The organism is Leucobacter albus (assembly GCF_039528015.1).
Lineage (GTDB): Bacteria > Actinomycetota > Actinomycetes > Actinomycetales > Microbacteriaceae > Leucobacter > Leucobacter albus.
On record NZ_BAAAKZ010000003.1, the window covers coordinates 840,897 to 857,301 of the forward strand.

General features: G+C 69.3%; 14 protein-coding genes. 4 read left to right on the top strand and 10 right to left on the bottom strand.

The annotated features are described in order from the left end of the window. Window positions 1-32: 32 nt before the first annotated feature. The 3 genes from ABD115_RS07515 to ABD115_RS07525 all read right to left on the bottom strand — a co-directional run bounded on the left by ABD115_RS07515 (window position 33) and on the right by ABD115_RS07525 (window position 3,202). Window positions 33-1,220, bottom strand: coding sequence for a low temperature requirement protein A (locus ABD115_RS07515; RefSeq protein WP_343959774.1), 1,188 nt, complete (start codon window positions 1,218-1,220; stop codon window positions 33-35). A 220-nt stretch (window positions 1,221-1,440) separates the two neighbouring features. Next, on the bottom strand, window positions 1,441-2,157 hold the full coding sequence (locus tag ABD115_RS07520; protein WP_343959776.1) for an SOS response-associated peptidase family protein: 717 nt from the start codon (window positions 2,155-2,157) through the stop codon (window positions 1,441-1,443). Window positions 2,158-2,248: 91 nt separating this feature from the next. After that, on the bottom strand, window positions 2,249-3,202 hold the full coding sequence (locus tag ABD115_RS07525) for a LysR family transcriptional regulator (RefSeq protein WP_343959778.1): 954 nt from the start codon (window positions 3,200-3,202) through the stop codon (window positions 2,249-2,251). A gap of 77 nt (window positions 3,203-3,279) precedes the next feature. On the opposite strand from ABD115_RS07525, the gene ABD115_RS07530 reads away from it, so the two are divergent. Beyond that, window positions 3,280-5,028 carry an FAD-binding protein gene (locus ABD115_RS07530; protein ID WP_343959780.1) on the top strand — a complete coding sequence of 583 codons (1,749 nt, stop codon included), beginning with the start codon at window positions 3,280-3,282 and terminating at the stop codon, window positions 5,026-5,028. Window positions 5,029-5,104: 76 nt separating this feature from the next. Here ABD115_RS07530 and ABD115_RS07535 read toward each other — a convergent pair whose 3' ends face one another. Continuing rightward, on the bottom strand, window positions 5,105-5,890 hold the full coding sequence (locus ABD115_RS07535; protein WP_343959782.1) for an SDR family NAD(P)-dependent oxidoreductase: 786 nt from the start codon (window positions 5,888-5,890) through the stop codon (window positions 5,105-5,107). Window positions 5,891-5,975: 85 nt separating this feature from the next. On the opposite strand from ABD115_RS07535, the gene ABD115_RS07540 reads away from it, so the two are divergent. Then, window positions 5,976-6,629, top strand: coding sequence for a TetR/AcrR family transcriptional regulator (locus ABD115_RS07540; RefSeq protein WP_343959784.1), 654 nt, complete (start codon window positions 5,976-5,978; stop codon window positions 6,627-6,629). Window positions 6,630-7,030: 401 nt separating this feature from the next. Next, window positions 7,031-8,662 (top strand): ABC-F family ATP-binding cassette domain-containing protein, encoded by a 1,632-nt coding sequence (locus tag ABD115_RS07545; RefSeq protein ID WP_343959786.1) that lies wholly within the window; start codon window positions 7,031-7,033, stop codon window positions 8,660-8,662. A 28-nt stretch (window positions 8,663-8,690) separates the two neighbouring features. Here the strand turns inward: ABD115_RS07545 and ABD115_RS07550 are convergent, their stop codons facing one another. Continuing rightward, complete coding sequence (locus tag ABD115_RS07550) at window positions 8,691-9,596, bottom strand: LysR family transcriptional regulator (RefSeq protein ID WP_343959788.1); 906 nt, start codon at window positions 9,594-9,596, stop codon at window positions 8,691-8,693. A 78-nt stretch (window positions 9,597-9,674) separates the two neighbouring features. On the opposite strand from ABD115_RS07550, the gene ABD115_RS07555 reads away from it, so the two are divergent. Next, complete coding sequence (locus ABD115_RS07555) at window positions 9,675-10,706, top strand: EamA family transporter (RefSeq protein WP_343959790.1); 1,032 nt, start codon at window positions 9,675-9,677, stop codon at window positions 10,704-10,706. Between the two features lie 25 nt (window positions 10,707-10,731). Here ABD115_RS07555 and ABD115_RS07560 read toward each other — a convergent pair whose 3' ends face one another. From ABD115_RS07560 to nadA, 5 genes are all read right to left on the bottom strand, one after another. Beyond that, the gene (locus ABD115_RS07560; protein WP_343959792.1) at window positions 10,732-11,091 is read right to left on the bottom strand and encodes a helix-turn-helix domain-containing protein; all 360 of its coding nucleotides are present in this window, start codon (window positions 11,089-11,091) and stop codon (window positions 10,732-10,734) included. Between the two features lie 81 nt (window positions 11,092-11,172). After that, window positions 11,173-12,408, bottom strand: coding sequence for a cysteine desulfurase family protein (locus ABD115_RS07565; protein WP_343959794.1), 1,236 nt, complete (start codon window positions 12,406-12,408; stop codon window positions 11,173-11,175). Beyond that, window positions 12,405-13,253: a carboxylating nicotinate-nucleotide diphosphorylase gene (gene nadC, locus ABD115_RS07570; protein WP_343959796.1), complete on the bottom strand. Its 849-nt coding sequence runs from the start codon at window positions 13,251-13,253 to the stop codon at window positions 12,405-12,407. Before nadC ends, ABD115_RS07565 begins: the two co-directional genes overlap by 4 nt. Continuing rightward, a complete protein-coding gene (locus tag ABD115_RS07575) occupies window positions 13,247-15,016 on the bottom strand; it encodes an L-aspartate oxidase (RefSeq protein ID WP_343959798.1) in 1,770 nt (589 codons plus the stop codon). Before ABD115_RS07575 ends, nadC begins: the two co-directional genes overlap by 7 nt. After that, a complete protein-coding gene (gene nadA, locus ABD115_RS07580; protein WP_343959800.1) occupies window positions 15,013-16,383 on the bottom strand; it encodes a quinolinate synthase NadA in 1,371 nt (456 codons plus the stop codon). Before nadA ends, ABD115_RS07575 begins: the two co-directional genes overlap by 4 nt. Between the last annotated feature and the right edge of the window lie 22 nt (window positions 16,384-16,405).

Below are 16,405 nucleotides of genomic sequence, written 5' to 3' on the forward strand. Positions count from 1 at the left end.
CCGCATCTCGACGCGGGTCTAGGCGTTTGGCGTCAGGCGCGCTGCCGCACTCCAGAAACCTCGATCACGACAACGAGTGCGGCCATGACCCCCGCGGCTGCGAGGGCTGCGACGGGCGGCGCGACCCAGGCCTCCGAGAGCAGCGGGCAGGCCGCGATGAGACCGGCCCCGAGCACGAAACATGCGCTCTGCAAGCTTGTGAGGTGGCGCCTCAGGATAAGCGCCCACACGCCCAGTACGAAGACCGCGACCGGCACCGCCAGCAACAGCATTGCCTCGGCACCCGTCACCGCGGCGCGGCCGGCCTCGAAGTCCAACAGCACCTTGATTCCAGTTGAGAACGCGCCGGCGGCGGCGAACACGAGGTAGTGGCCGATGCCGAACGTGAGCGCGTTTCGTCGGCTCTGCAGCCAGGCACGCGCGTCGGTGGAGAAGTAGACCCACCACATGCCGGCGGCGAGCGCGAACCCGCTGAGGCCGATCAACACGAAGTCTCTGAGGTGCGTCGCCTGTTCAATCGCGTTCGCGGCGGCGGTGGTCGCAGCGAGCACCGATTCGGCGAGCACGATCAGGGTGAAGGAGCCGAATCGGTCGACAATATGCCCCGGGTGCCAGGGGGTTCGACCCGCGCTCTCGGCGAATGCCGGAACGGAGAGCTCCGCGATGACGAGGACGCAGAAGATCAACTTCGACAGGTGGTCTGGCACGAACGCGAACAGCACCCACAGCACCTGGACGACGCTGATGCCTGCCGCGAATCGCAGGGCGGTGCGCCGAACCGAGGAGTGGCTGCACGCCACCCTGATCCACTGCGCGACGAGCGCGAGCCGCATCACGACGTACCCGCCGATGATGAGCCCGAAGTCTCCGTCGACCATGGCTGGGGTTGCCCCCACCGCGAGCACGATCGCCCCCGCCATCTGGGTGAGCGTGAGCACCCGATAGCACCAGTCGTCGGAATCGAATGCGCTCGCAAACCAGGTGAAGTTCATCCAGGCCCACCACACGGCGAAAAAGACCATGAGGTAGGCGACGATCCCCTCGCCGATGTGCGCGGTGGTTTCGGCTTGGAAGAGCTGCGCCGATGCGAGCGACACCGCAATCGCGAACACGAGGTCGAGAAACAGTTCGAGTGGGCTCGACGACCGGAACACTTCGAGCGGATCACGCGCGCGCATCTTGGGAACCCCGAGACGGCGGGTGTACTCGGCAGTACGCATGTGCGGCTCCTCAGTTTGTCTTCGAAAATCCTAATCGAGGCTGGGTTTCGGGCCGTGGCCAGTCTTCAACCCTCCACTTGCCCCCGAGACCACCCGGTTACTTCAGGAGGTAACTGGGTAGTTTCGGAGGAAACTGCGGGTGTGCGAGGGAACCGAGCAACCTCAACGACTGTCAGCGACCTGCTCGAGGCGCTGCGCTTCCCTGAGCAGCAGGGGCACCCTAGAACAGCGTGGGCGGCTCGGCGGGCGCAAAGGCTTTGGCCTGTCGCTTGGCGGGTGCGGATGCCGGGGTATCCGCAGCGGCCTGAGCGGCCAGCAAGTGCGAGATCTCTTCCGAGACCGAAAGCGCACGCGCAACGAGTGACGCATCGCCCTCACGGTCAGCTGCGAGCCACTCGTCGTGCAGCTCGCGGGGCAACACGAGCGGCATCCGGTCGTGCACGGTCGCGGCGGTGCCGAGCGCGTCGCGGGTCACGAGCGAGTAGCTCCGCACGTCGGTGCCGTCGGGCATGAGGCCGGGAGCGGTCACCGCGGCCATGCCGAACTCCTCGCCGTCGGGCAGCTCGAACCGCACGCCCTTCTCGACGTACCAGGTAGCCGGCAGGATCGCGCGGTGCTGAAACGGCGTCTTCCAGCTCTGCAGCAGCCGGTCGGCCCGCGCGTTAAACGCCGTGTACTTCGCGGGCGCTCCCCCGACGTGCAGCCACCACCACCCGAGCTCGAACTCGCGCTCACCGTCGATCTCGCGAATGAGCGGGTTGAGATTCAGCGCGTTGCGCCCCGTGATGCTCGCTTTGCCGCCCCGGTCGGCGATCCACTGTTCGATCAGCGCGAAGCCCGCCGGAGTATCCCCGGGAGGGATCGGGCCGCGCAGCCCCGGCCGCTCGTCTCGCCGCGAGTTCGGCCCCGAGGGCGCCAGTCCATAGCCTGCACACATGCCGCCAGTGTAGTTTGCGATGCCGACACGGTCGAGCGCCCGGGTCGAGCGCCCGGGTCGACCCCCCTGGCCCGCGCACCACGGTAGGCGGCTACTCGACCACGCCCACGCGGCGCACGAGCCGCGTGAGGCGGTCATCGTCAGACGCGAAGTGGTCTGCGACCTCGCGCACGAGTGAGCGCATCGCCTCGGCTGCGTGGGTGGGGGCCATGTCGTGCCTGCGCGCGATGCTCACGGTGCGGGCAATGCCGGGGGCCGCGATCGGGGCGACCCTGAGCGTCGGGCGCTCGACGGCAACCATGGCGGGCACGACGACGACCCCGAGGCCGCGTTCGGCAAACCGCAGCGCGGCATCCATCTCGACGCCCTCGACGGCGACCTTGGGCGTGAGTCCGAGATCACGAAACTCAGCGTCGAGCGCGGCGCGCAGGTCGTAGTTCGCTGGGAACATGATCTGCGGCTCCTCGGCGAGGGCTTCGAGGGCAACCGGGGTCTTCAGCCGCTTCGGCCACGCCTTGTCTGCTGCAGACGCGACGACGAGCTGCTCGGAGAGGATCGGCTCGCGCTCGAGCACCGCGCGATCAGCCTCCGATGGCACGCTCGTGACGATGAGCGCGAGGTCAAGCTGGCCCTCGACGAGCGCCGCAATGAGGCTTTTTGAGCCCCGCTCGAGGATCTCGATATCGACGCCGGGGTATCGCTTCCGATACTCAGAAACGACCTCGACGACGAGGCTCGTGCAGAGCGTCGGCGTCGCGCCGATGCGCACCCGGCCGGTCTGCAGCCCCGCGAGTTCGGCCATCATGCTCTCGGCGGTGTGCGCGTCGGCGAGCATGCGCTTGGCAATCGGAAGCAGCCGCTCGCCTGCGGCCGTGAGCGTGACGTTGCCGCGCGCCCTGTGAAACAGCTCCACGCCGAGGTCTGATTCGAGGGCCGCGATCTGCCGGCTCAGCGATGGCTGGGTGACGTGCAGCCGTTCGGCGGCACGGGTGAAATGGCTGGTCTGAGCGATTTCCGCGAAACCGCGAAGCTGTTCGAGGTTCATGTTCATAGCCTAACTGCATCGTGACGATGATAACTATTCATTGGAAGGATCATTCTCTTTTATCTAACGTAGCTCTCATGACCGCAACAGGCACCCACGAACGTCTCATATCCACCTCAGCCCTCGTGATCGGCACGGGGGGCGCTGGCCTTCGCGCCTCGATCGAACTCGCCGAACGCGGCGTGCAGGTGCTCGCGGTTGGCAAGCGTCGCAAGCACGACGCGCACACCACCCTCGCGGCCGGCGGCATCAACGCGGCGCTCGGCACCATGGACCCCGAAGACAGCTGGCAGCAGCATGCGGCAGACACGCTTCGGGAGTCCTACTTCCTCGCCGATCCGCACATCGTCGAGATCGTCGCGAAGAACGCAGCTCGCGGCATCGAAGACCTCGAGCGCTGGGGCATGCCGTTCGCGCGCGAGGCCGACGGCCGCATCAGCCAGCGCTTCTTTGGCGCCCACCTCTACCGCCGCACCGCCTACGCCGGCGACTACACGGGCCTCGAGATTCAGCGCACACTGCTTCGCCGCGCGCAGGAGCTGCAGGTGCCGATCATCGACTCGATCTACATCACCCGCCTGCTCGTCGGCGACGGGCGCGTCTTCGGCGCGTACGGCTTCGACATCGTCGACGGCACCCCGGTCGTGATCCACGCAGACGCCGTGATCCTCGCCGCTGGCGGCCACACGCGCATCTGGCGCAACACCTCATCCAGGCGCGACGAGAACACTGGCGACTCGTTCCGGCTCGCGGCGCTCGCGGGCGCGCGGATCCGCGATGCAGAGCTCGTGCAGTTCCACCCATCAGGCATCCTCGAACCGGCTGACGCGGCAGGCCTGCTCGTCTCGGAGGCGGCACGCGGCGAGGGCGGCATTCTGCGCAACGCCCTCGGAGAGCGCTACATGGAGAAGTACGACCCCGAGCGCATGGAGCTCTCGACCCGCGACCGCGTCGCGCTCGCAAGCTACACCGAGATCGCGGAGGGCCGCGGCACCGCAAACGGTGGCGTCTACCTTGACGTCTCGCACCTGTCGCGCGAGCACATTCTCGAGAAGCTCCCCCGCGTGTACCGCAACCTCATCGACCTGCAGATGCTCGACATCACGCAGCACCCCATCGAGATTGCGCCGACCGCGCACTACTCGATGGGTGGAGTCTGGGTGAGCGCGGAGGAGCACGCGACCGGCGTCGACGGGCTCTACGCGATCGGCGAGGCCGCTTCCGGCCTGCACGGCGCGAACCGCCTCGGCGGCAACTCGCTCATCGAGCTACTCGTCTACGGGCGCTTGACCGGCGGCGACGCAGCCGAGTACATCACCGGCCTCACCTCGGTGCACCGCGACCCCGCGGCCGTCGCCGAGGCGCGCGGCGAGATGCAGCAGCTGCTCACCGGAACGGGCGAGGAGAGCCCGCGCCTGCTGCAGCGCCAGCTGCGCAACATCATGACCGAGCACGTTGGTGTCGTGCGCAGCGAGGAGGGCCTCACCGCCGGGCTCGTGAAGCTCAACGAGCTCGAGGCGCGCGTGAAGAACCTCACCGCGCACCCAGACATCGCAGGCTTCGACGACCTCGCTCACGCCTTCGACCTGTACGGCTCGATGCTGGCCGCGCGCGCAACGATCGAGAGCGCGCTCGCACGCAAGGAGACCCGCGGCGCGCACAACCGCTCCGACTTCCCCGAGCAGAACGACGAGTTCCGCGGCAACATGGTCTGGTCGCCGGGCCTCGGCGTCACATTCGAACCGGCAGCCAACGCGCCTGATTCGTTCCGCGAGCTCGCCGAGCAGCGGATCGATGACTCCCCCGTTGGGAAGCTCGCGGAGTAACTGAGCCCGGGAAGCGATGGGGCGGTGCGGGCGGTGGGATCACTCCCCCGCCCGCACCGCCCTGTGCCGCAACCGCTTAGAAGTGGGTGCCGCCGTCGATGCGCACCTCGGTGCCGGTGATGAATTTGCCGTCGTCGCTCGCGAGCATCGCGACGACGCTCGCCACCGACTCGGGGCCGGCGTAGCCCGAACCGAGCACGGGGCTCATCTTCATGAACAGCGACATGTCCGCGTCCTCCGGCAGGCCGGGGCCGCGGTTCTGACCGCTCTGGCCAGAACCATCGGTCATGCCCGACGAGATCGAGCCGGGCTGCACCGCGGTGAAACGAATCCCGCTCTTCGAGTACTCCGAAGCGAGCGCGTGCGTCATCGACTGCACGCCGCCCTTTGATGCGGCGTAGGCCGCCATGTAGGGGTGCGCGAAGTCAGCCGATGTCGAGCTGAAGTTCACGACCGCAGCCCCGTTGCCCTCCTTGAGCGCTGCGATCGACTCGCGGATCACTACGAACGCGCCGACGAGGTTCACGCGCAGCACCTGCTCGAACGAGTCGACCGTCGTCTCCTGCGTGTGCGAGGAGCGGAGAATGCCCGCCGCGTTCACGAGTGCGTCGAGCCCGCCGAGCCACTCAACGGCGCTCGCAACCCCTGCCTGGACCGACGCCTCGTCTGCAACGTTGAGCACCACGGTGTGAAGCCGGTCGGCGGCGTCGCCAGCCTTGGTGACCGTGTCGGCGAGCCCTGCCTCGCTCATGTCGGCGGCGACCACGCGGCCGCCCTCCGAGAGCATGCGCAGCACGGTGGCCTGCCCGATTCCGGAGCCACCCCCGGTAACGAGTGCGCGGCGACCTTCGTAGCGATTCATGGTGTGTCCTTTCGCTCAAGCCACACCCCTGCACGAAGTGTGGCACGTCGTGCCAGTTTGGCACGTTGTGACATACACTATAACCATGGAACCCTCGGAGTATTCCCTCGGAGCCGACGGCGCGGCCCCCGCACGCACGCTCGCCGAGCGACGCCGCGAGCGCACGCGGCTCGAGATTGCCCGCGCGGCCGCGCACCTGTTCGCCGAGCAGGGCCCAGAGAATGTCACCGCCGAGGAGATCGCCGAGGCCGCGGGCATCTCGCTGCGCACCTTCTACCGCTACTTCGGCGCGAAAGAAGAGGCGATCACGCCGCTGCTCACCTCAGGCGCCGACAACTGGGTCGACCTGCTCACGAGCGCTGCCGAGAAGGATCCACTCGAGCTCTTCCCGCGCCTCATCGACGAGGTGCTCGTGCCCAAGACAGCGGCGGATCGCGAAGAGCTGCGCGTCACCCGCGGCGTGCTTCGCACCGTCGCCGAAACCCCGCTGCTGCGCGCCGCCTGGCACCGCGTGAACTTCGACTCCGAGGCAAGGCTTCGGCCCATCCTCACCGAGATCTGCGGGCCAGATGCTGACCCGTTCGAGGTGCGGCTCCTCGCGACCGTCGCCTCAGACGCGATCCGCCTCGGGCTCGAGCACTGGGCCGCGGGCGACGCCGACCCCGACGGGTCAGGCGGCACGCCGGCCAGGCTCGCGCAGGAAGTGTTTGCGCGCCTCTCGCGCGGGCTCGCCGACTGAACCCAAACATTCCTGTGTTATTCTCTTGCGCATGGAGATGATTGAGGTGGATGGCTTTTAGCCTCCGCGCTACCGCCGCCGCCAGCTAGGCCGGGCACACCCCGCACGCTGACCGCCCCGGTGCGATTCGACGTGAACCGTCGACGCCGATCCACACCTCGCCGATCCATACGGCACTGATCCACACCGCGCTGATTTGCGCCGTTCTGATCTGGCCCGCGCACATCTGCTTCCCGCGATGATCTGCCCCGCAGCTCACCCGACGCAGATCTGCCGTTCTGAGCATCACACCAGCTGTCACACGTTGGTCGTGACCGGCGTTCGACGACTCACAGGCACACTGTTTGAACACCATTCCGGCGACCCACACCCGTCGCCGAGGAAAGAGGGATGCCCTCACCATGTTGCACTCATCCAACACGAAGGCCGGCCAGAAGTCGGCGATCTCGCTGCGCGAGCTCACGTTCGAGTGGCCCGACGGCACGATCGCGCTGAATCGCGTGAACGGGTCGTTCCTGCCAGGCCGCACCGGGCTCGTCGGCCGAAACGGCGCCGGGAAGTCGACGCTACTCCGCCTCATCGCGGGCGAGCTCACCCCCACCTCCGGGCACATCGACACCGCGGGCGACGTCGGGTACCTTGCCCAATCGCTCACGCTGTCGGGAGACTCGACGGTCGCAGACCTCCTCGGCATCAGCGCAACGCTCACCGCTATCCGCGCCGTCGAATCCGGCGACGTCGCAGAAGCGCACTTCGACACGATCGGCGACGACTGGGATATTGAGTCGCGCGCCGACGAGGCGCTCGGCCGCATCGGCTTCGCCGCGGCAGATCTCGATCGCCGCGTCGCCGAGGTGTCTGGCGGGGAGGCGATGCTCATCGCGATCACGGGCTTGCGGATCCGCCGCACCGCGATCACCCTGCTCGACGAGCCGACGAACAACCTCGACCGGCAGACGCGCGCGCGGCTCGCCGAGTTCATCGACGAGTGGCCCGGCACGCTCGTCGTCGTGAGCCACGACCTCGAACTCCTTGAGCGCATGGAGCACACGACCGAGCTGCACGCAGGCAACCTCACCACCTTCGGCGGGCCCTACAGCGAGTGGCGGGCGCACCAGGAGCAAGAGCAAGAAGCCGCGCTGCAGCAAGCCCGAACCGCCCAGCAGACGCTCAAAGCCGAGAAGCGGCAGCGCGTCGAGGCCGAAACGAAGCTCGCGCGCCGCGAGCGCACCGCGAAGAAGACGCAGAAAGACGGCGGCATCCCGAAGATCCTCGCCGGCCGCCGCGCGAGCAGTGCGCAGGAATCGGCAGGGTCGATGCGCAACACCCTCGACGACAAAGTGCAAGCGGCTCAATCAGCGCTCGACGCCGCCGACGCCAGGGTGCGCGTGGAGGAGCACATCCATCTCACGCTCCCCGACCCCGGGGTGCCGCGCGGTCGGCGCATCGCCGAGTTCGAGGACGAGGGCCGCACGATCATCGTGCAGGGCCCCGAGCGGGTGGCGATCATCGGGGCGAACGGCAGCGGGAAGTCGACGCTCATCGCGCAGCTCGTGTCAGGGGCCGTGGCGGATCCCGGTCGCCCGATCGCCCGCCTCGCAACTGAGCACGTGGGATTTCTCCCGCAGCGCCTCGACGGGCTCGACGACAGCGCAAGCGCGATGGCGAACGTGCAGGCGGTCGCGCCCGGCACGCCCTCGGGCACAATCCGCAACCAGCTCGCGAGGCTGCTGCTGCGCGGCGACAGCGTGGATCGCCCGGTGCGCACCCTCTCAGGCGGTGAACGTTTCAGGGTGTCGCTCGCGAAACTCCTGCTCGCGGACCCGCCCTCGCAGCTGCTCGTGCTTGACGAGCCAACGAACAACCTCGACATCGCGAGCGTGGAGCAGCTCGCCGAGGCGCTCGACGCCTACCGCGGGGCACTCGTCGTCGTGAGCCACGATTTCCAGTTTCTCGGGCGGATCGGCATCGACACGATCATCGAGCTCGACGAGGCGGGCCGCATGCGCCAGCTCGCGGAACTTCCGGTGTAGGGCGATCGGGGCGTGCGGGGCGGAGCGCTTAGGGCGCGACCACCCCGCCACTCCGCCGCTGGGGGCTTGCGGTATTGAGGTACGCGAGAAACGCGAGGGCCGCGGGCGACGGATTGAACGCGCTCCACGCGAGATATTCGACCCGGCCGGGGCCGTCGACGAGATCGACCGTTGCAAGCCCCGGCACACCGGCGACGAGCGCGGGTGACAAGAGCGCGATGACGAGCCCGTGGCGAACGAGTTCGAGCACGATGCCGAGATCCATCACTTCGAACGCGACCTCGCGCTGCACTCCGGCTGCTGCGAAGGCGAGGTCTGACTGCGCGCGCCCCGGAGTGCTCACCGGAAAGTCGACGAAGGCCTCGTCGGCGATGTCGCGCAGGCTCAGGCCGCGGCGGCCCGCGAGCGGGTGCGACTCAGCCACCACGGCGACGAACTTCTCGCGCACGAGCTCGCGGCTCGCAACACCCTCGGGCGCAACATGTTCAGGCAGCCCGAGCACCGCGACGTCCATGTGACCGGCGAGGATCTCTGAGATGAACTCGTTGCTGCCGCCGCCGCGCAGCCCGATCTTCACCGCCGGATGGGCGCGGTGAAACGCGGCGAGGGCTGCCGGGGCGTCGACGGCCGTCACCGTCGGAATGAGGCCGATCGTCAAGGAGCCTCGCACCTCCCCCTCGGCGGCCGCGGCGTCGGCGTGGGCGCGCTCGGCCGACTCCAAGCTCGCGCGGGCGTGCGGCAGGAACGCCTCGCCCGCTGCCGTCAGCTCGACGCGCCTGCTCGTGCGGGCGAAGAGCTCAACACCGAGCTCGCGCTCGAGCGCTTTGATCTGGTGACTGAGCGCCGACTGCACGACCCGGCAGCGCTCGGCCGCCCGGGTGAAGTTCCGCTCCTCGGCGACCGCCACGACGTATCGCATCTGCTGCAGCTCCATGCATTCATGATTTCAGTTCATTGAAACAATGACAACTATGCGTTGGACTCATGTCACAGGTCACGCGACGATGAACGAGTGAACACAGCACCAACTCTCCCACCGGCCGCATCTGCCGGCTCATCGATCCACCACGGCGCGCAGCACCGCCCCGGCACGGCGAACGCGCCAAGCACGCCGGCACCTCGCCGCCTCGGCCTGATCGCGCTCACGGCGCTCGCCCCCGCGATCTGGGGCACCACGTACCTCGTCACCACGCACCTGCTCCCCGAAGGGCATCCGCTGTTCGCGGCGCTCATGCGATCGCTCCCCGCAGGTATCATCGCGCTGCTCATCACGCGCACGCTGCCGCGCGGGTCGTGGTGGTGGAAGAGCCTCGTGCTCGGCACCCTGAACATGGCGGCTTTCTTCCCGCTGCTCTTTCTCTCTGCACAGCACCTCCCTGGTGGCGTCGCGGCGACCCTCGGGGCAGGCCAACCCATCGTTGTCGCGTTTCTCGCGGTCGCTATCCTCGGTGAGAAGCTCTCGGGCTGGCGGCTCGCGTGGGGCATCGTCGGCGTCGTTAGCGTCGGGCTCGTCGTGCTCGGCCCCGGCGCGGGGTTCTCTCCCGTCGGCATCCTCGCCGGTCTCGCCGGAGCGGTATCGATGGCGTTCGGCGTCGTACTCACCAAGCGTTGGGGCAGGCCCGCCGGCGTCTCTGCGATGGCGCTCGCGGGCTGGCAGCTCACCGCGGCCGGGCTCGTACTGCTCGTGCCGACGCTGCTCATTGACGGCATCCCGCAGGGCATCGACGGGAAGGCCTTAGCCGGCTACGCCTGGCTCGCGCTCTTCGGCGCGCTCGCGAGCTACACGATCTGGTTCTCGGGCATTCGCCAGCTCCCCGTCACATCGACGGCGCTGCTCGGGCTACTGTCGCCACTTGTCGCGGCCGCGCTCGGGGTGCTCGTGGCGGGAGAGGCGCTCGAACCGATCCAGATCGCGGGCTTCGCAGTCGCGCTCGCCGCGATGCTTGCGGGTCAGCTTGCGCCGCCGCGGCGGCTGGGTCGGCGGGAGTCCGCTCAGCGTGAGTCGGTTCAGCGCCGGCCAGTTCAGCGCGGGCCGGGGCGCTGAGGCGTGGCCCCGGGGTGAAGCGCACCTACACACGATGCGTAGCGACGGGTTCAGACTCGGTGCCCCGCGCTACCGAGTTATCCTCGGGCGCCTGCGCTCCCTGATGGTTATCGTCAATAATCTCGTATTGAATCAGCAGCCCGAGCGCATTCGCATAGCGCCGTACCGACGAGAGCTTTGGATCGGAGTCGTAACGCTCAAACTTGTTGACGGCCTGTTGGGAGATGCCCATCCTCTCCCCCAGTTCCTGCTGCGAAATGCCTCGCGCAATTCGCCAGCTCACGAGCTGCTTGCGAAACTGCAAGTCCCGCGCAGCAAGGAACTCTGCCCGCTGGGAAGCAGGGTGTGGGCCCGCTGCGTCGAGGAGTTCTGTGAGCGTTGCCATGCAGCAATACTAAAGACGACAACCTAAAGGTTGTTGTGAGTCTTGGCGGGGGAATCTTCCACGACCTGCCCAGACTGATGATTACCCCCGCAGCACCTCGGAGCGGAGCACTCGAATGATGCGGTCGAGGGTCTCGGGCGCGAGCGGATCGGCGAGGCTGAACCGCACCGCAGTCTGCGCGAGCTCGTCCCTCAGGCCGAGTGCGAGCAGCACCGGCGACGGCTCCGACTTGCCCGCGGCGCACGCCGACCCTGACGAGACCGCGACGCCTGCCGTGTCGAGCGCGACGAGCAGCGACTCCCCGCTCACGCCTGAGATCGTGAACGAGGCGTGGCCGGGCAGCCGCTCGCTCGGGTGGCCGGTGAGCGCGGCGCCCGGCACCTCGGCGAGCACGCGCGCGATGAGCTCGTCTCGGCTGTCCATGAGCGCGAGCGCGGCGGATCCGATCTGCCCCGTCGCGACCGCCACCGCGGCGGCGAAGCCCGCGATGCCCGCGACGTTTTCGGTGCCGGATCGCGCCCCGCGTTCCTGACCGCCGCCGTGAATGATCGACTCGAGCTGCAGGTGGCCGCGCACAATGAGCGCCCCGACGCCCTGCGGGCCGCCGAACTTGTGTGACGCAACGGTGATGGCGTCGACGGAGCGGCCTGGCCAGGCCGAGGGGTCGGGAGCCACGCCCGCGGGCGCACCAGGCGCAGCGCTGGGTGCCGTGCTCGAGCCGAACGACACGGGGAGCGAGGCCGCCGCCTGCACCGCATCCGAGTGCACGGTCACCCCGAGCTCGCGGGCGCTGTCCGCAAGCTCCCCAAGTGACTGGACCGTGCCGATCTCGCCGTTCGCGAGCCCGACCGAGACGAGCGTCGTGTCTGGCCGCAATGCCTGGGCGGCTGCCGCCTGATCGACGAGCCCGTCTGCGTCAACCGGAAGCACGGTGAGTTCGAAGCCGAACACCCGCTCGAGGTAGCGGCACGATTCGAGCACCGAGGAGTGTTCGATCGCCGTCGTCACGATGTGTCTGCCGCGCGGGCGCGCGAGCGCGAGCCCGACGATCGCGAGGGAGTTGGCCTCGGTGCCGCCCGAGGTGAAGATCACCTCGCCTGGCATAGCGCCAAGCGCCCGGGCGATGCGTGTGCGTGCGCCCTCGACGAGTTCACGCGCCCGAAACCCCGGCGAGTGCACGCTCGAGGCGTTCGCCTGGCCAGACTCCCAGACGTCGAGCATCGCCCGCAGCGCCTCGGGCCGCAGCGGCGCGGTTGCCGCGGCGTCGAGGTAGCCGACGTCGAGGTAAGCGGCGTCAGGCGAGCTTGCTCCGCTCATTCCGCGTCGAGCCCGAGGTCAAGCGCCCGTGCACCGTGCGTGAGCAGGCCGACGGAGATCACGTCGACGCCGGTCTCGGCAATGCCCGCGACGGTGTCGAGGTTCACGCCTCCGCTCGCCTCGGCGATCGCGCGGTCGCCGATGATCTCGACGCCCGCGCGCAGCTCATCGAGCGTGAAGTTATCGAGTAGCACCCCGGTGGGGTTCGCAGCGAGCACGGGCTCGATCTGGTCGAGGCGATCCACCTCCACGACAATCGAGGTCGTGTGGCCCGCGCGCTCCCTGAGGGTCGCGAGCGCCGCGGTCGTCGTCGCGGCATCGACCGCGCCAAGCGCCGCGAGGTGATTGTCCTTCACCATGATGGCGTCGGAGAGACCGAAGCGGTGATTTGATCCACCACCAGCGGCGACCGCGTGCTTCTCAAGCGGGCGCAGCCCGGGGGTGGTCTTGCGGGTGTCGGCGATGCGGGCCCCCGTGTGCGCGACGAGCGCGACGAACGTCGACGTGAGCGTCGCAATGCCACTCATCCGCTGGCTGAAGTTCAGCGCGACGCGCTCCCCCGTGAGCACGCCGCGGGCCGGGCCCGCGACGCGGGCGAGCACGTCGCCGGCGATGAACGCGGTTCCCTCTGGCGCAAGCTCCGTGACGTCGATCCGCTGGTCGACCTGACGGAACGTTTCGGCGATAAGCGGCCCGCCCGCAAACACACCGGACTCACGCGCGACGACGCGGGTCGACACAGTTGCGTCTTCGGGAATCGCGAGCGTGACGGTGAGGTCACCCCACGGCGCATCCTCGGCGAGAGCGCGGGCGACGACGTCTGTGATGATCTGCGGGGTCAGCATGCTGCGGGCTCCTTCGTGAGCGTGTCGGCGTTGGTTGGCGGGGCGTCGCGGGAGGCGTCGCGAGACGCGTCGTGCGGGTCGGCGCGGTGCGCGCCACGGTGTGCGCCGCGGTGCGCGCCGGGGTCGGGTGGCGTGTGCTGGGGCGCGCGTCGCGAGGCAACGCGGCTCGCCACGAACCCGAGCCGCCGCGCCTGCGCCGGGTCAGGTGATGGGAAGTCGGCGCGCTGGTGCGCCCCGCGCGACTCCTCGCGCGCGAGCGCCGACGCACAAACCAGCGCGGCGAGCTCTGCTCGGGGGCCCGAGGCTTGGTCAAACACGGCCGCCGCGGCGGCGAGGCCAGCGGCGTCGCGCTCGATGCCGAGGTGCGCGGTGATGGCCTCGCCGACGGAGGCGTCTTCGTCGGCGGCGCCTTCGTCGGCGGCGTCTTCATCGGCGCCGATGGCCGATGCACGTGCGACCGCGTTGTCGTCGGGGGCGCGCGCCGCCAGCGGCGTGAGCGTTTCAGCGCCCTGCGCCAGCTCGGCGAGCGTGGCACCGATCCCCCACCGAGACGCACCGGCGGCAACGAACTCGGTGGCCGCCACGCCCGCGCGCTCCCCGAACACGAGCCCTTCGAGCAGCGAGTTCGAGGCGAGCCGGTTGGCTCCGTGCACGCCGGTCGACGCGACCTCGCCGGCGACGAACAGGCCCGGCAACGTGCTGCGTCCGTCGAGATCGCTCGCGACGCCGCCCATCGTGTAGTGCGCGGCCGGCGTCACCGGAATCGGATCGCGCACCCAGTCGAGGCCCGCAGCCGCCACGGCCGCGGAGATGCCGGGGAACATGCGGCCGAGCGCGCCCGCGCCGCGTTCGCGTTCGATGCCGGTGGCGTCGAGAAAGACGGCGTCGGCGCCATCGCTCAGCACCCGGTGTAGCTCGCGGGCGACGACGTCGCGCGGCGCGAGGTCGCCGAGCGGGTGGCGGCCATCCATGATGCTCCGGCCGGCGGCGTCACGCAGCACGGCACCCGCGCCGCGCACGGCCTCGGAGACGAGCTCGCCCGTCGCCAGCGCCGTCGGGTGGAACTGCACAAATTCGAGGTCTGCGACCATCGCGCCCGCGCGGGCGGCGACGAGGATCCCCTCGCCCTGCGCCCCCACGTGGTTCGTGTTGCGCGGAAACATCCCAGCGTAGCCGCCCGTGGCGAGCACGACCGCGTCGGCGGAGCGATGCTCGAGCATCCCACTGCCGGAGCGGAGCGCGGCGCCGATCACTGCCCCCGAGCCGACAAGCAGCGACTCAACCCGCGTCGACTCCGTCAGCACGATCGCGCCGGCGGCGACCGCCGCGAGCACCCGCTCGGTGAGGAAGACGTGCAGCGCTGCGCCCGTGCGGTCGCCGCCCGAGTGCAAGATGCGCGGGCGGCCGTGCGCGCCCTCGAGGCCGAGGAGCGGCTCGCCGTCTGGGCCACGATCCGCCGGGAGCCCGGCGTCAAGCAACCCGCGCACGCTGCGCGCGCCGTCGGTCACGAGCACGCGCGCGGCTGCCTCGCTTACGAGCCCCGCACCCGCGGCGAGGGTATCGGCGAGGTGCGCGTCGACGGTGTCTCCCGCACCAACTGCGGCGGCAACACCGCCCTGCGCCATCGCGGTATTGCCGCCGGCGAGGGCGTCGGCCGCACCCCGCAGCCTGCCGGGTGTCACGAGCTCGACCTCAGCCCCCGCAGCGACCGCCGCGAGCGCGCACGACAGGCCCGCGACGCCCGCCCCGATGACGAGGATCACGGCTTCGCCGCAAGCATCCGCTCGAGCGCGATGCGCGAGTCGTCTGCGACGTTCGCGTCAACGCTGATCTGGTTCGGCACCTGGCCGACGAGCAGCGACTCGAGGGTCCAGGCGAGGTACGCGGGGTGGATCCGATACATCGTCGAGCACGGGCACACCACGGGGTCGAGGCAGAAGATCGTGAGATCCGGGCGCTGCTGCTGCAGCCGGTTCACGAGGTTGATCTCGGTGCCGACCGCGATGACGGTGCCGGGCGCCGCGGCCTCGATCTCCTTGCGAATATACTCGGTCGACCCCGCACCGTCTGCCGCCTCGACGACGGGCGCCGGGCACTCCGGGTGCACGATGACCTTGACGCCCGGGTAGTCGGCGCGCGCCTGCTCTATCTGCGCGACCGTGAAGCGCTTGTGCACCGAGCAGAACCCGTTCCAGAGGATCACCTTCGAGTCGTGCAGCTGCTCGACGGTGTTGCCGCCGAGCGGCAGGTGCGGCCGCCAGAGCGGCATGACGTCTTCGGTGATGCCCATCGCCTTCGCGGTGTTGCGGCCGAGGTGCTGGTCGGGGAAGAACACGACGCGCTGGCCGCGCTCGAACGCCCACTCGAGCACGGTGCGGGCGTTCGAGGAGGTGCAGACGATGCCGCCGTTGCGTCCGCAGAACGCCTTGATCGCCGCAGACGAGTTCATGTAGGTGACCGGGATCACCGGCTGCAGTTCACCCTCGACGGCCGGGCCGAGCGCCGCGGTGAGCTCCTGCCAGCAGGTCTCGACCTGCTCGATCGTCGCCATGTCAGCCATGGAGCAGCCCGCGGCGAGATTCGGGAGGATCACCGACTGCTCGGGGCCCGAAAGAATGTCGGCGGTCTCCGCCATAAAGTGCACGCCGCAGAAGACGAACGACTCTGCCTCAGGGTGCTGCTTCGCGGCCTGCGCAAGCATGAAGGAGTCACCGACGAAGTCCGCGTACTTCACGATCTCGTCGCGCTGGTAGAAGTGCCCGAGGATGCGCACGCGCTCGCCGAGCTCGGTCTTCGCCGCGGTGATCCACTCGTCGAGTTCTTCGTCGCTCGCGTTCGTGTAGCGCGCGGGCAGCGGGCCCTGTCGCGGCGCCGACCCCGGAATCACGTCGCCGACCGATGCGCCCGGGCCGTAGCCGGGCTTCGTGTCGATCGCCCACGGGTCGTCGGCGAGCTCGGTGTCGCAGCTCGTCACGCCCGTGGCGCGCAGCGCGATCGGGCGGCGGTGCGGCGCGGTCGCCGGTCGCCCCGCCGGGCCGGTGCGATTCGCGCGGGCGGATCCGCCAGCCGTGTCGCCCGCCGCGGTCTCGCGGGCGGCCGCGCCCCTGATGAGTTCGTGCACGCTGCTCATGAGTTCGTCCTCTGTGTTTCGT

Coding starts and splice junctions, on each gene's coding strand:
- ABD115_RS07525 (WP_343959778.1), bottom strand. CDS start 3,202: ATGAACCTCGAACAGCTTCGCGGTTTCGCGGAAATCGCTCAGACCAGC.
- ABD115_RS07560 (WP_343959792.1), bottom strand. CDS start 11,091: ATGGCAACGCTCACAGAACTCCTCGACGCAGCGGGCCCACACCCTGCT.
- ABD115_RS07530 (WP_343959780.1), top strand. CDS start 3,280: ATGACCGCAACAGGCACCCACGAACGTCTCATATCCACCTCAGCCCTC.
- ABD115_RS07520 (WP_343959776.1), bottom strand. CDS start 2,157: ATGTGTGCAGGCTATGGACTGGCGCCCTCGGGGCCGAACTCGCGGCGA.
- ABD115_RS07535 (WP_343959782.1), bottom strand. CDS start 5,890: ATGAATCGCTACGAAGGTCGCCGCGCACTCGTTACCGGGGGTGGCTCC.
- ABD115_RS07550 (WP_343959788.1), bottom strand. CDS start 9,596: ATGGAGCTGCAGCAGATGCGATACGTCGTGGCGGTCGCCGAGGAGCGG.
- ABD115_RS07545 (WP_343959786.1), top strand. CDS start 7,031: ATGTTGCACTCATCCAACACGAAGGCCGGCCAGAAGTCGGCGATCTCG.
- ABD115_RS07565 (WP_343959794.1), bottom strand. CDS start 12,408: ATGAGCGGAGCAAGCTCGCCTGACGCCGCTTACCTCGACGTCGGCTAC.
- nadC (WP_343959796.1), bottom strand. CDS start 13,253: ATGCTGACCCCGCAGATCATCACAGACGTCGTCGCCCGCGCTCTCGCC.
- nadA (WP_343959800.1), bottom strand. CDS start 16,383: ATGAGCAGCGTGCACGAACTCATCAGGGGCGCGGCCGCCCGCGAGACC.
- ABD115_RS07515 (WP_343959774.1), bottom strand. CDS start 1,220: ATGCGTACTGCCGAGTACACCCGCCGTCTCGGGGTTCCCAAGATGCGC.
- ABD115_RS07540 (WP_343959784.1), top strand. CDS start 5,976: ATGGAACCCTCGGAGTATTCCCTCGGAGCCGACGGCGCGGCCCCCGCA.